Genomic DNA, 14,369 nt, shown 5'->3' with positions numbered 1-14,369 from the left:
CGGCTGCGCAACGGCTACGACCTGTTCGGCGACGGCACCGCGTTCGTGCTGCCGCTGCCGGGCCATACCGACGGGCATCTCGGCTTGTGGCTGCCGGGTGCCGGCGCAGACGGCGTGCTGCTGGTCGGGGACGCCGTCTGGAACGAACGTGCCTTCACCCACGGCGAACTGCCGCTGCCGCCGCTGCGCGGTGACCGGGAGGCGTACGAGGGTGTCGTCCGCGAACTGACGCGGCTGCATCGGGAGCGTCCCGACCTCGCGATCGTGCCGTCGCACTGCACCGCCAGCCTCGAACGGATCCGTGGCCGTGGCTGAGCAGTTGCAGGTCGACCGATGGCAGGTGCTGCGCGCAGTGCTCGGCACCCGGCTGCGCCGTTTCGGCAGCCGAGAGGCGTTGGACCGGTACCAGCGCCGCCGGCTGGGGAGAGTGCTCGGCCGGGCCCGCCAGGTGTTTCCGTACTACGCCGACGTCCCGACGCCCGAACTGGACGCGTTTCCGGTGCTCGACAAGGCCGAATGGCTGGAGCACTTCGAGGGCCTCAACGATCGCGGGCTGAGCCTCGACGATTGTCTGGTTGCGGCGCGCGAGGCCGAGGCCCGGCGCAGCTTCGACGCCACACTGGCCGGCGTCAGCGTCGGGCTCTCGTCGGGCACGTCCGGACGCCAAGGGGTCTTCCTGACCTCACCCGCCGAACGTGCCCGCTGGGCCGGCACCGTGCTGGCCAAGGCGCTGCCCAGCCTGCGCGAACCGGCCCGGGTGGCGCTCGTGCTGCGCTCCGGCGGCCCGCTCTACCAGGCGGTCGACGGTGGACGCATCGCCTTCCACTACGTCGACCTGGCGCTCGACCCGGACACCATCGCCGAGCAGCTGACCGACTTCGCACCCACCGTGCTGGCCGCCCCGCCACAGGTGCTGGACGACCTCGCCGCCCGTCCCGAGGTGGGTTCCGGACGGCTCCGTCCCCAGGTCGTCTACTCGATCGCCGACGTCCTCGACGACGATGTGGCGGCGCGGGTCGAGGCCGGTTTCGGCGTCCAGCTGCGGCAGGTCTATCAGGCCACCGAGGGATTCCTCGGGATCAGCTGCGCCCACGGAACCCTGCACCTCAACGAGGACCTGGTGCACCTCGAACGTGAGGTGATCGACGAAGCCAGCGGCCGGTTCGTGCCGATCATCACCGACCTGTACCGAACCAGCCAGGCGATCATTCGCTATCGGCTGGGTGACGTTCTGGTGCCGGGTGCCGCGAACTGCCCGTGTGGGTCGGTGTTCACCGCGATCGACCGGATCGAGGGCCGGGCGGACGACGTCCTGCAGTTCACCGCCGCGACGGGGGAGACCCGACCGCTGTTCGCGGATTTCATCCGGGCCGCCGTCCTGGGTGCCCCGGTGGTGGCCGATTTCCGGTTGGTGCAGCGGACCGATGGCAGCCTGCGGCTGGCCGTCCGTCCTGAGCGCGCCCAGGCGTCCGCGCATCTGGCGTTGCAGGCGCTGTTGCGTTCGCGGGGCCTGCGGGTGCCGCAGATCTTCGGCATGCCCTGGCCGGTGGAGGCTCAAACCGCGAAGCGTCGCCGGGTTCGCCGGGAAGGCTAGGGCGGGGCTCAGACCCTGGCGTCGAGAATGTCCGCCCGCCCGAGGCCGCCCAGCAGTACGCGGTGAACCGACGCTCGTTCGGTCCGGTGGTGTGCGCAGCGGCGGACCTGCCTCATCGACTCGTGTGGACGCATCCCTTGGCGACCGGCTTGCCGCCGAAGCGGGCCGTCGTCCAGGCGAACAACTCCGGAATCAACGCCGAGCCGGGCTCGACCAGCGGCATGTGGTCGGCACCGGCGTAGACGCGGTAGTCGACCTGCTGTCCGGCGTCGCACAGGCCGGTGACGAACGCGTCCTGGCCGTGCCGCGGCACGATGCTGTCCGCGGCGCCCTGAGCGATCAGCAGCGGCGCCGTGACCGTCGGGGGAGGCGTGTTCTGCTGAAGCCGGACGCCGAACGCGCCCTCCAGGGGCGACCGGGCGAAGATGTCCGGGTCGGCCGACAACCCCAGCACCACCAGAACGGACGCCAGCATGGCCGGCTCGCTGAGGCACCGGCCGGCCAACTGGCGGGTGATGCCCTCGGCGCCGGGCCGGATGTAGTCGCTCCCGCGCACGTCCGGATACCAGGCGGTGTAGCCGGCGACCGCGTAGGAGGCGAACACCGATCCGCCCTTCACGTTGCCGAGATTCTCCATCAGGGTCGTCGGGTCACTGGCGGGAGCCATCGCCGCGACCCCGGACAGCGGCACGTCCGGCGCGTACTCGGCGGCCAGCGAACCCGTCCACAAGGCGGCGCCGCCACCCTGGGAGTGACCCCAGGTCACTGTCTTCGCCCCGAGACGCGCTTCACTCACCTGCCGGGCGGCGCGGACGGCGTCCAAACCCGCCTGTGCGCTCGGCACGCCGATCAGATAGGGATGCGGTCCGGCGGTGCCCAGGCCCAGGTAGTCGGTCGCCACCAGCGCCCAGCCGTGTTCGATCACCTGGGGCAGCACCATCAGGGCGCCGGCCGTGAACGGCTCGGGCAGTAGCGAGGGTGCGCATTGTTCGGCGAACCCGGTGGTGCCGTGCAGCCAGTTGATCACCGGCCAGTCGCCGGCACCGTCGCGCGGCGTCACCACCAGGCCGCTCGCCACGGCGGGGTCGCCGTCGCCGTCGGTGGTGGTGTACAGGATCCGCCAGGCCTGGGCGCCTTCCGGCACGCCGCGTCCGAACGGTTCGAAGCGGATCAACTGGCCCGCCTGGGCGGGCACGTCCCGCGGCGGTGCGTAGAAGACGTCCACCACCGGGCTGCCCTGCCGGATCAGCGCGCTGACCGTGCCGGCGGCGACGGCCACGGCGAGCGCGACGGCCGCGGCGACCGTCCGACGCCAGGGGTGTGTGGCCGCAGATGCGGTGTCGGGGCTGGTGGGTGCCGGTTCGGGTGGGCGGATCGCGTGCCACAGGGTCACGATGCCGCCGATGATCAGCCGGGCGCCGAAGGCGATGCCGACCACGATCAGAGTGATGTCGGGCCAGGCGAGCGCCAATGCGCCGAAACCGATCCAGGCCAGCCCCAACAGCACCGATGCCACTCGCGCGTCGCGGCTGATCGCGCCGGAGCAGCCGCTGACCACCTGGAGCGCTCCGTTGATGAGCAGACCCACGCCGACGGCGACCGCGATCGCCCGCACCGTCAGCCCCGGCGCGACCAGCACCACGATGCCGCCGGCGACCCAGAGCGCGACCATGGCCATTCGCGAGCGTGCGAAGCCCTGCGGGTCGCGCGCCGCCGCGAGTTCAAGGACGCCGGTCACCACACAACCGAGCCCGATCAGCACGGCGAGCACACCCAGGGACGCGGTGGGCCGGATGACGATCGACGCGCCCAGTGCCGCCGCAAGAGCGCCCAGGACGCCGCGCACGCCTCGGGACCGCACGGTGAGCCGCGACAACGACGGACGGATGCGGCTCATCGACGAGTTCACGGGCGACGGGGCAGTTCTCAGGCCGGCTGGGCCCCTTGTGAGAGTTCGGCCGACCGCAACGACCGCAGCAGCGGCCGGTAGTGGGACTGGACGGCGTTCCGGTACGCCTCCAGGTCGCCCCGCAGGGCGGCGTCGAGCATATTCCGATGCGCGCGGGCGGTCTTGGTGAGGTCGCGCGAACTGGGCACTCCCAGCCGCGGAGCGACGATCGTGTGGATGTCCCAGAACGCGGCTACCAGCTGGCTGTACAGATCGTTGTCGGCACGTTCGGCCAGGCCCAGGTGGAAGGCTCGGTCGGCGGTGCTGAACTCGGCATTGCGGGCGCCGGCCAGCGTCATCTCGTCGCACAGCGCGTCCAACTCGGGGGCGCCCTCGCTGGCCAACTGGGTCACGATGCCGGGAGCAAGGGCGAGATCGAGGCCGATCCTGACCTCGACCACTTGGCGCAGCGACTCGAAGTCGTCACCGGGTAGCAGGACGCCCTTGAAGGTCAGCCCCTCGACCAACGGACGCAGGGAGAGTTGGCCGACGAAGGTCCCGGTGCCGTGCCGGACTTCCAGGATGTCCAGGGTGGCCAGGGTGCGGATCGCCTCCCGGAGGATGGATCGCGAGACGCCGAGCTGTTCCGTCAGCGTGGTCTCAGTGGGCAGCGGATCCCCAGGGCGCAGGCCCTCGATCAGGAGGAGATCCTTCAGTGCCTGAATGGTCTGCCTGAGGCGCAACGGCTCGCGTTCTTTCACCATGGGGTTCTCCTCAGCCTCGAAGTTGTGCTTATATTTGCACAACGTCAGACATTAGACGTCCGACATCATAGGAGATATCATGACGAACCTGGCGCCGGTGACGTCCCGGCGGAGTCTGTTCAAGCTGGCCGGGGTGATGGGTGCGGCGGCCGCGGTGGCTGGAACGCTCTCCGCTTGCGGCACGAGCCCGTCCCAGCGCAACTCCGGTGGAGCCGCAAACGTGCCAGGGCCGACCATCAAGGCGGCCATCTCGTACGAGCTGGGCACGAACGGATTCGATCCGATGACCACGACCGCGGCGCTGACCGTGGCGGCGAACTGGCACACGATGGAGGGGCTGACCGAGATCCTGCCCACTGGTGACCGCCAGGTGTACGCGGCACTCGGCAAGGAACTGCCGAAGAAGGTCAACCCTCTGACCTACGAGGTGACCCTGCGCGACGGCGCCACCTTCCACAACGACGCGCCGGTCACCACCGACGACGTCGTGTACAGCTTCGAGCGGGTGCTCGACCCCGCCAACAACAGCCTGTATGCCAGCTTCATCACCTTCCTCGACAAGGTCGAGAAGAAGGACGACAAGACGATCACGATCAAGCTGAAACAGCCGTTCTCGCTGGTCGCCGAGCGGATCGCGGTGGTCAAGATCGTGCCGAAGGCGGCCGCCACCGCCGACCCGAAGGCATTCGACGCCAACCCGATCGGCACCGGGCCGTACAAGATGATCGACAACTCGGCCACCTCCAAGGAGGTCGTTTTCACCAAATTCGAGGGCTATACCGGGCCCCGGCCGGCCAAGGCCAACTCGATGGTCTGGAAGGTGATGCCCGACGACGCCACGCGGATGAACGCGCTCACCTCGAAGGCGGTCTCGGCGATCGACCTGGTGCCCGATCTGTCCATCGCGACCCTGAAGAACACCTCGACCGTCGAGTCGGTGCAGGGCTTCTCCTTGCTGTTCGCGATGTTCAACTGCGGGTCGGCGCCGTTCGACAACGTCCGGAACCGGCAGGGCTTCCTCTGGGCGCTGGACATGGAGAACATCGTCAAGACGGCCTATCTGGGCAATGCGACCCCGGCCACCAGCTTCCTGCAGGAGACTCACCCGAACTACCACCGGGCCTCGAACGTCTACCGTCTCGATGTCAGCAAGGCGAAGGCGTTGTTCGCGGCCACCGGTTTGAAGTCGATCCGGCTGCTGTGCACCGACCACGCCTGGGTGAAGAAGGCGACGCCGATCATCAAGTCGAACCTCGAGGCGGCCGGGCTGACCGTCGACTTCACCGAGAAGAAGTCGGCCGATGTCTACACCACCATCGACGCCGACCCGAAGGCGTTCGACGCCGTCATCGCGCCTGGCGATCCCTCGGTCTTCGGGCCCGATCCCGACATCGCCCTGCGCTGGTGGTATGGCAGCGACACCTGGACCGACAAGCGCATGCACTGGAAGGGACAGGACTCCTATAAGCAGGTGCAGACGCTGATGAACGCCGCGACCAAGCTGACCGGCAACGCCCAGCAGAAGGCCTGGAACGAGGTCTTCGACCTGGTCAGCGAGGTGGTTCCGCTCTACCCGCTGTTCCACCGCAAGTCGACCACCGGCTTCGACAGCGACACGCTGACCGGCTTCAAGCCGATCGCGCTGACCGGCCTGTCCTTCCTGGACGTCGCCACCAAGTGACCGGGCGCGGCGTCCGGGTTGCAATGTGGCGCCCGGACGCCGCCGGTGAGGAGTTTCTATGACGACCGTCATCCGCTTGATCGGACGGCGCCTGATCGCCTTTCCGATCATGGTGCTCGGGGTGACGCTGCTGGTCTTCCTGGTGATGGCCTTCTCGCCGGTCGATCCGGCCCAGTTGGCGCTGGGTGAATCGGCGTCACCCGAAGCCCTGGCGCAGTATCGCGCCGATCATGGCCTGGACCAGCCGCTCCCCGTCCGCTACGTGTTGTTCCTGGGTGGGCTGATCCGGGGCGATCTGGGCGTCAGTGCCGGCAATGTCCCGGTGACGGAATTCGTCGCGCATGCGTTCCCGATCACGCTGCAGCTCACCCTGATCGGCTTGGCGCTGGCCATCGTGATCGCGCTGGTGCTCGGCGTGCTTGCCGCCCTCTACCGGGACCGCTGGCCCGACCAGGTGATCCGGGTGGTCTCCATCGCGGCGCTGGCCACGCCGTCGTTCTGGCTCGCGATCCTGTTGATCCAGTGGCTCTCGACCGTGCCCGGCGGGGCCGGCCTGTATCCGGCCGTGATCTCGGATTGGGTGCCGTTCGCCGAGGATCCCGGCGTCTACATCAACAACGTCACCCTCCCGGTGGTCGCCTTGGCGATTCCGGTTGCGGGCTCGCTCACCCGGGTGATCCGGACCTCAATGGTCGAGGAACTCGACCGCGACTACGTCCGGACGGCCATCGGTGCGGGCGTCCCCAAGGCGGTGGTGGTCGGCCGCAACGTGCTGCGCAACGCGCTGATCACCCCGATCACCGTGCTCGGTCTGCGGGTCGGCTACCTGATGGGCGGCGCGGTGATCATCGAGATCATCTTCAACATTCAGGCGATGGGGCAGTTGATCCTGGACGGGGTCACCCGCAACGACGTCTACCTGGTGCAGGGCGTCACGCTCACCGTGGCGATCGCGTTCATCGTGATCAACATCATCGTCGACCTGCTGTATGTGCTGGTGAACCCCCGGATCAGGACGGTGTGACGTGCGACGGACTCTTGCCGAACGGCTCGCCGAGCCGGGCCTGCGACTGAGGGCGCTGTCGGTGCCGGCGCAGCTCTCGCTGGTCGTGTTGGTGCTCTTGGTGCTGGCCTGCCTGCTGGCGCCGGTGATCGCCAGCCATGACCCGTTCCTGACCACGGTCCCGGCGCAGCCGCCCGGACCCGACGCGTGGTTCGGCACCGACGCGATCGGGCGCGACGTATTCGCGCGGGTGTTGTACGGCGGCCGCTATTCGCTGCTGATCGGCATCCTGGCCACGCTGGTCGCGCTGATCGCCGCGGCCGTTCTGGGCTCGATCGCCGCCACCGGCAACAAGGCGGTCTCCGAGACCCTGATGCGCATTCTCGACATCGTGATGAGCTTCCCGGGCATCGCGCTGGCTGCGGTCTTCGTTGCGGTTTGGGGACGCTCGCTGCCGGTGCTGATCTTCACCATCGCCTTCCTGTACACGCCGCAGTTGGCCCGCGTGGTGCGCGCCAACGTGCTCGCCCAGTTCGGTGAGGACTACGTGGCGGCGTCCCGGGTGATGGGTGCCCGCACCTGGTGGATCCTCGGCAAACAGGTGGCGCGCAACTGCATCGCACCGATCCTGGTGTTCGCCACCGTGCTGGTCGCCGACGCGATCGTCTTCGAGGCCTCGCTGTCGTTCATCAACGCGGGCGTCCGGCCACCCGAGCCCTCCTGGGGCAACGTGCTCGCCGACGGCAAGCAACTGCTGTTGATCGGTGGTTGGTGGGCCACCTTCTTTCCCGGCCTGCTGATCCTGGTCACCGTGTTGACCCTGAACGTGCTGGCCGAGAGCCTGACCGATGCGATGGTTTCGCCGAAGCAGCGCCGCAAGGTCAAGCTGGCCGATCCGGTCGAGCAGCAGGCGGCACCCGTCGAGGCGGTGGCCCCGGCCGAATCCGGTGTCCCGCTGGCCGATCGGCTGGCGGCGTTGGCCGCGGTCGAGCGCACCCGTACCGATCGGTTGGTCTACGCGGGAACGGCGGCTCCGCTGCTCGAGGTGAAGGACCTCAGCATCCGATTCCCGGAGGCCCATGGCGACGTGGACGTGGTCGACCACGTGTCGTTCAGCGTCCGACCGGGCGAGACGATGGGTCTGGTCGGCGAGTCCGGCTGCGGCAAGTCGATCACCTCGATGGCGATCATGGGGCTGCTGCCGAAGGCTGCCGAGTTGCGTGGCGAGATCCTGTTCGAGGGACGCGACCTGCTGCAGTTGACTCCTGCCCAGCACAATGCGCTACGTGGCCATCAGATCGCGATGATCTACCAGGACGCGCTCAGCTCGTTGAACCCGTCCATGCTGATCAAGGCGCAGTTCAAGCAGTTGACCAGCCGTGGCGGCACCCGCAGCGCCGAGGAGTTGCTCGAGCTGGTCGGGCTCGATCCGGCCAGGACTCTGGCGTCCTATCCGCACGAGCTGTCCGGCGGACAGCGGCAGCGGGTGCTGATCGCGATGGCGCTCACCCGCGACCCCAAGCTGGTGATCGCGGACGAGCCCACCACGGCGCTCGACGTCACGGTGCAGCGGCAGGTGATCGAGTTGCTCAACGACCTGCGTGAGAAGCTCGGCTTCGCGATGGTGTTCGTCTCCCACGATCTGGCCCTGGTGGCCAGCGTGGCGCACCGGATCACCGTGATGTACGCGGGCCAGGTGGTCGAATCCGGGCCGACCCGCGATCTGCTGATCGACCCGCGGCACGAGTACACCCGCGGCCTGCTGGGCGCGGTGCTGTCGATCGAGGCCAGCTCCGGGCGGCTGCACCAGGTGCCCGGCGTGGTGCCCTCGCCGAGCGAGTTCGTGGTCGGCGACCGATTCGCGCCACGGTCGTCCCGGCCCGGGGTCGGACTGGACGTCCGACCCGAGTTGGTCACCCTGCCGGGAACCGAGCACGTGGTGGCTCTTCATCCCGATCAACGCGAAGACCTCGAGGGGGTGCGTGCATGACCACACCGGTGATGGAACTGGTCGACGTGCATGTGGTGCACAAGACCCGGACGGGCGGGCTGTTCAGGCCGGGCACCGTCCGGGCCGTCGACGGGGTGAGCTTCAGCATCTCCCGTGGTGAGACCGTCGGCATCGTCGGCGAGTCCGGTTCGGGCAAGACCACGATGGCCCGGGTGCTGGTCGGGCTGCAGCCGGCGACGTCCGGACAGGTGCTCTTCAAGGGCGAGCCGCTGCGCTACAACGCAGCGGCGCGGCGAAAACTGGGCCGGGCGGTGTCGGTGGTCTTCCAGGATCCGGCGACCGCGCTCAACCCCCGGATGGTGGTGCGGGAGCAGTTGCTCGACCCGCTCAACGTGCACAACGTCGGCGAGCCCAACCAGCGCGAGGAACGGGTGCGCGAGTTGCTCCGGCTGGTCGGCTTGCCGATGTCGGCGCTGGACGTGATGCCACGGCAGATCTCCGGCGGGCAGCGGCAACGGGTGGCGATCGCCCGGGCACTGGCGCTCGAGCCCGATGTCATCATCGCCGACGAACCCACCTCGGCACTCGATGTGTCGGTGCGGGCGCAGGTGCTGAATCTGCTCGCCGACCTCAAGGAGGCGCTCGGGCTCGGCATGGTGTTCATCAGTCACGACATCTCGACCGTCCGGCATGTCTCGGACCGGATCGCGGTGATGAACCGCGGCCGGATCGTGGAGAGCGCGCCGGCCGGCCAGTTGTTCGCCAACCCGGCGGACGAGTACACCCGCACCCTGCTGGGTGCGGTTCCTTCCCTCTTGCGACCCAAGGAATCTTGATGCGTCTCAGCGGAGTCGTTCCGCCCCTGATCACCCCGATGACCCCGGACGGCGGACTGGACCTGCCCAGCCTGGACCGGCTGGTCGACCACCTGATCGGGGCCGGGGCGGACGGGCTGTTCGTTCTCGGCTCGTCCGGCCAGGTGGCCTACCTGACCGATGCCGAGCGCGACCGGGTGACCGAGCGGGTGGTGACCCGGGCGGCCGGCCGGCTGCCGGTGGTGGTCGGCACGGTCGACCTGACCGCGCGCCGGGTCATCGAACAAGCGCGCCGGGCCGCCGAGTTGGGCGCGGACGGCGTGGTGGTCACCGCGCCGCTGTACGCGTTGAACGACCCGGCCGAGGTGCGGCAGCACTTCCGGCTGGTCGCGGCCGCAGTGTCCGTTCCCGTTCTGGCCTACGACGTTCCCGTCCGGGTCGGCAGCAAGCTGACCCCCGACCTGCTGCTCGACCTGGCTGCCGACGGCGCGATCAGCGCGGTCAAGGACTCGTCCGGCGACGACGTGTCGTTCCGGCGACTGGTCGCCCGCAACGCCGAGGCGGGCAGCCCGCTGCAGGTGCTGACCGGGCACGAGGTGATCTGCGACGCGATGGCGCTGCTCGGTGCCGACGGCGCAGTTCCGGGCCTGGCCAACGTCGACCCGGCCGGCTACGTCCGGCTCTGGCGGGCCGCGCAGTCCGGCGACTGGATGGCGGCCGCCGCCGAGCAGGCCCGGTTGGAACGGCTGTTCCGGATCGTCGAGGTGCCGATCGGCCGCTCCGCCGACTCCGGCGGCATCGGCGCCTTCAAGGCCGCCCTCGAACTGCTGGGCGTGATCGAATCCGGTGCCATGCCGGCACCGTTGCGTGGCCTGGACGAGGCGGAGAAGACTGCCGTCGCCGCCCTGCTCGTGGAGGCCGGTCTGCGGTGAGGCCCGTCGTGGGTATCGATCTCGGCGGCACCAAGACCGCTGCCGCGCTGGTCGCAGCGGACGGCACGCTCGGCGTCCGGGCGGAGGCTCCGACGCCGGCCGCCGAGGGTCCGGACGCCGTTCTGGCTGTCGTGGCGGGCCTCGTGGCCCGGGTCGCCGGCGAGACCCCGATCGGCGGAGTCGGGATCGGCACCGCCGGCATCGTGGACGCCGCGGGCCGGGTGATCTCGGCCACCGAAACCTTCACCGGCTGGGTCGGCACCGACCTCGTCGCCGGCCTGAGCGCGCGATTGCCCCGGTCGGTGCCGATCCGGGTCTACAACGACGTGGACGCCCACCTGCTCGGCGAGGCCTGGTGCGGCGCGGCCCGTGGACACTCCTCGGTGCTGATGGTGGCGGTCGGCACCGGGGTCGGCGGAGCGCTGCTGATCGATGGACGGCTGGTGCGCGGCGCGCACGGTGCCGCCGGCGAGATCGGGCATGTGCCCGCCGTCGGCGCCGACGGACTGCGCTGCCCGTGCGGGCGGTACGGCCATCTGGAGGCCCTGGCCGCCGGACCTTCGATCGCCCGCAGCTACCTGTTGGCCACCGGTAACTCGGTGGACGCGCGGGGGGTCCTGACGCTGGCCCGGCGCGGCGACCCGGACGCCGCTGCCGTCGTCCGGGCGGCTGCGGTCGGGTTGGGCCGGGCGATCGCGGGCCTGGTGACCACCATCGACCCGTCCTGCGTGGTGATCGGCGGCGGGGTCGCCGAGGCGGGGGAGCTGTGGTGGCGTCCGTTGCGCGAGGCGTTCCGGGCCGAACTGGTGGCGGGCTTCGCGACGCCGCTGGTCAAGGCGGAATTGGGAGTCGCTGCCGCCGTGCTGGGTGCGGCCCGCGGACTGTTCGACGACGATGAGGGAGCCCTGACGTGAACGACGTGCTGAACCGGATCCGGGGCGGGCTGGTGGTGTCCTGCCAGGCCTACCCGGGCGAGCCGATGCTCGACCCGCGCACCATGGCCCAGGTGGCTCAGGCCGCGGTCGCCGGCGGAGCGGTGGCGATCCGGGCGAAGGGCCTGGACGACCTGCGGGCGATGCGGCCGGTGCTCGACGTGCCGCTGATCGGCCTGGTCAAGGTGGGTGCCGAAGGGGTCTACATCACGCCCACGCTGGCCGACGCCCGAGCGGTCGCCGACACCGGCTGCGAGATCGTGGCACTGGACGGGACCCGCCGTCCGCGGCCCGACGGACTGAGCCTGGCGGAGACCGTGGCCGGGCTGAAACAGTCGCACCCGGGCGTGCTGGTGATGGCCGACTGCGGTTCGGCCGCTGACGCGGAGACCGCCCAGCGCGCCGGGGTCGACGTCCTGGGCACCACTCTGGCCGGCTATACCGGCGAGCGACCGAAGACCGACGGCCCGGACTGGGAGTGTGTCCGCGCGGTGCTCGCGCTCGCCGATCGCCCGGTCTTCGTCGAGGGCCGGGTGCACGCGCCGGCGCAGGCCGCCGAAGCGATCCGGCTGGGCGCCTGGACGGTCGTGGTCGGCACCGCGATCACCCACCCGGCGACCCTCACCGGCTGGTTCGCGACGGCTGTCGCCGAGGCGGCGCTCTGAAGTGGAATGCGTCCGGCTGGCCCGCTCGGGCGATCCGCTGCCCGGTGCGGCGTCCGAGCGGCCCTGCTACCGGATCCCGGCGCTGGCGGTCACCGGCACCGGGCGGGTGGTGGTGGCCTGGGACGTCCGGGCCGATTGGCGTGACCTGCCCGGGCCGTTCGACCTGGCGTACCGGACCTCGGACGACCATGGCCGCAGCTGGGGTGCGACCCGGATGCTGCGCCGGCACGAGCCGGGCCGCGGCTTCGGCGACGCCAGCCTGATCGCCGACCCGGCGACCGGACGGCTGCTGTGCTGGTACGCGGCCAGCCGGGGTCACAGCTATTTCACCGCTCGCCCGGGCGACGGCCTGGAGTTGTGGCTGGCAACGTCCGACGACGACGGCGAAAGCTGGACGCATCGCGAACTGACCCGTGAGCTGACCCCGGACTGGGCCGGCGGAATGTTCGCGGCGTCCGGCAACGGCATCGCGCTACGGCGCGGAGTGCTGGCAGGTGCGTTGTTGCAGCCGTTCGTGCTGCGCGAGCCGGCCACGGCGTCCGACTTCGCGGCGGCGGCGTTCAGCGGGGACGGCGGTGCGACCTGGGAGCTGGGGGACCGGGTCGGGCCGGGCTGCGACGAGGGCAAGCTGATCGAACTGACCGACGGGCGCGTGCTGCTGCATGCCCGGGCCCGGCCGCGCCGCCGTTGGGCCAGCTCGGCAAACGCCGGCGGCACGTTCACCGTGCCCGAGCCGGACGAGGCGCTGCGTGACCCCGGGTGCAACGGCGGCCTGGCCCGCTGGGGCACCCGGCTGGCCTGCACGCTGCTGGACGACGAACGGCGACGACGGCGGCTGGTGCTGCGGCTCTCGGACGACGAGGGTGCGTCCTGGACGCCGGCCGTCCCGCTCGATCTCGGCGCGGCCGGCTACTCGGTGGTCGCCGAACTGGCCGACGGCGCGCTCGGGGTGGCCTACGAGGACGGCGACTACGCCGGCCTCACCTTCTGCCGAATCGCGCCGGACGAGGTGGGTCCGGCCGGCGCGGCCGTCACGTTGCGGCCGAATCCCGGGACCCCGGGCGCGGCAAGGGAGCCGGTGACCGCCGAGTGAGGGACGCCGCTCGACTTCTCAGGACCCGCCGTCTCGCCACCAGTCGACCAGACTGCGCCGACCCTGCTCGACGGTGAGCGGCGGTGGCCCCAGCAGCCTGCGGCAACGGGTGATGTCGAAGGTCTTGGAGTGGGCGAACATCGACACCCCGAAGGTGGTGATCGGCGGTTCGCGGTAGCCGAGCATCGTCGCGGAGGCGATCTCGGACGCCCGCGCCAGCGCCATCGCCGTGCCGACCGGCACCCGCCTGGTCGGTCGGGGCAGGCCCAGGTCGTCCAGGAGGCCGAACAGGAACGGGTACAGCTCGACCGGTTCACCGTTGGTCAGGTTGGCCGGACCCGTCAGCTCCCGGGCGACCGCCTCGACGACATAGTGCGCCACCACGTCCACATGGGTCAGGTCGGTCAGCACCGGCTCCGGCTCGCGGCGGACCAGCAGCGGCAGCCGTCCGGCTCGGGCCGCAGTGACCACGCGCGGCAGCAGCACGGTGTCGCCGGGGCCGAAGACCGCCCGCGGACGCAGGATGCTCCAAGGGCCCCGGTAGGACTCAACCAGGCGTTCCCCGGCCAGCTTGCTTCGCGAATAGATGTTGATCTGGTCCGCGGGCGCCGGAATGGGAGAGCGCTCGGTGATCCCCAGCTGGTCGGCGCGGGTGTAGAAGACGCTGGACGACGACACGTAGTGCACCGGTGGTGAGCCGTGGTCCCGAGCCCATTCCAGGACGTGCCGGGTGCCGTCCACGTTGGCCCGCCGATAGGCCTCAGGCCGCCCCCAGGGCGAGGCCAGCGCGGCACAGTGCACCACCGCGTCCACGGTCTCGTCGAGGCGCAACGGGTCGGCCAGGTCATGCCGCTGATAGCCGTCCACCTCGACCGCCGGACGCGGTCGCCGTCCCAGCCCGATGACCTGCCAGCCACGCTCGCGGGCCGCCGTCACCACCCGGCCGCCCACGAACCCGTTGCTGCCGGTGACCAGGATCCGCATCCGTTCACCGTAGCCGGACAGTCCGGTGACCAAGGGAACCGTCCCGGTGCCCAAGGGAACCGTCCCC

12 protein-coding genes and 1 pseudogene are annotated in these 14,369 nt (G+C 70.4%); 10 read left to right on the top strand and 3 right to left on the bottom strand.

All coding sequences use genetic code 11. The features are described 5' to 3' along the window. Positions 1-315, top strand: a pseudogene (locus Q0066_RS00065) (hypothetical protein); the annotation flags it as partial. After that, positions 308-1,594: a F390 synthetase-related protein gene (locus Q0066_RS00060; RefSeq protein ID WP_298128779.1), complete on the top strand. Its 1,287-nt coding sequence runs from the start codon at positions 308-310 to the stop codon at positions 1,592-1,594. The pseudogene Q0066_RS00065 and the gene Q0066_RS00060, both read left to right, overlap by 8 nt. Before the next feature lie 112 nt (positions 1,595-1,706). Here the strand turns inward: Q0066_RS00060 and Q0066_RS00055 are convergent, their stop codons facing one another. Further along, complete coding sequence (locus Q0066_RS00055) at positions 1,707-3,491, bottom strand: lipase family protein (RefSeq protein WP_298128775.1); 1,785 nt, start codon at positions 3,489-3,491, stop codon at positions 1,707-1,709. Positions 3,492-3,520: 29 nt separating this feature from the next. Continuing rightward, positions 3,521-4,246 carry an FCD domain-containing protein gene (locus Q0066_RS00050; RefSeq protein WP_298128774.1) on the bottom strand — a complete coding sequence of 242 codons (726 nt, stop codon included), beginning with the start codon at positions 4,244-4,246 and terminating at the stop codon, positions 3,521-3,523. Positions 4,247-4,325: 79 nt separating this feature from the next. On the opposite strand from Q0066_RS00050, the gene Q0066_RS00045 reads away from it, so the two are divergent. Genes Q0066_RS00045 through Q0066_RS00010 form a run of 8 tightly spaced genes read left to right on the top strand, consistent with a single transcriptional unit; the run spans position 4,326 to position 13,318 of the window. Then, entirely contained in the window at positions 4,326-5,927 is a 1,602-nt protein-coding gene (locus Q0066_RS00045; protein WP_298128772.1) for an ABC transporter substrate-binding protein, read from the top strand. Between the two features lie 58 nt (positions 5,928-5,985). Further along, complete coding sequence (locus Q0066_RS00040; protein ID WP_298128769.1) at positions 5,986-6,951, top strand: ABC transporter permease; 966 nt, start codon at positions 5,986-5,988, stop codon at positions 6,949-6,951. 1 nt (position 6,952) lies between these two features. Next, on the top strand, positions 6,953-8,920 hold the full coding sequence (locus Q0066_RS00035; protein ID WP_298128767.1) for a dipeptide/oligopeptide/nickel ABC transporter permease/ATP-binding protein: 1,968 nt from the start codon (positions 6,953-6,955) through the stop codon (positions 8,918-8,920). Beyond that, positions 8,917-9,717: an ATP-binding cassette domain-containing protein gene (locus Q0066_RS00030; protein ID WP_298128765.1), complete on the top strand. Its 801-nt coding sequence runs from the start codon at positions 8,917-8,919 to the stop codon at positions 9,715-9,717. The genes Q0066_RS00035 and Q0066_RS00030 overlap by 4 nt, the downstream gene beginning before the upstream one ends. Beyond that, complete coding sequence (locus tag Q0066_RS00025) at positions 9,717-10,628, top strand: dihydrodipicolinate synthase family protein (RefSeq protein ID WP_298128763.1); 912 nt, start codon at positions 9,717-9,719, stop codon at positions 10,626-10,628. Before Q0066_RS00030 ends, Q0066_RS00025 begins: the two co-directional genes overlap by 1 nt. An 8-nt stretch (positions 10,629-10,636) precedes the next feature. Beyond that, entirely contained in the window at positions 10,637-11,542 is a 906-nt protein-coding gene (locus Q0066_RS00020; RefSeq protein ID WP_298128761.1) for an ROK family protein, read from the top strand. Then, positions 11,539-12,225 carry an N-acetylmannosamine-6-phosphate 2-epimerase gene (locus tag Q0066_RS00015; RefSeq protein ID WP_298128759.1) on the top strand — a complete coding sequence of 229 codons (687 nt, stop codon included), beginning with the start codon at positions 11,539-11,541 and terminating at the stop codon, positions 12,223-12,225. The genes Q0066_RS00020 and Q0066_RS00015 overlap by 4 nt, the downstream gene beginning before the upstream one ends. A gap of 1 nt (position 12,226) precedes the next feature. Then, on the top strand, positions 12,227-13,318 hold the full coding sequence (locus tag Q0066_RS00010; RefSeq protein WP_298128757.1) for a sialidase family protein: 1,092 nt from the start codon (positions 12,227-12,229) through the stop codon (positions 13,316-13,318). A gap of 18 nt (positions 13,319-13,336) precedes the next feature. Here Q0066_RS00010 and Q0066_RS00005 read toward each other — a convergent pair. Next, the coding region (locus tag Q0066_RS00005; protein ID WP_298128754.1) for an NAD(P)-dependent oxidoreductase at positions 13,337-14,369 on the bottom strand (1,033 nt) is incomplete at its 5' end.

The sequence above is a fragment of the Micropruina sp. genome (genome assembly GCF_027492755.1).
Taxonomy (GTDB): Bacteria; Actinomycetota; Actinomycetes; order Propionibacteriales; family Propionibacteriaceae; genus Micropruina.
The sequence above is the reverse complement of the archived record's forward strand: the minus strand, read 5'-3'. Positions and strand labels throughout refer to the sequence as shown.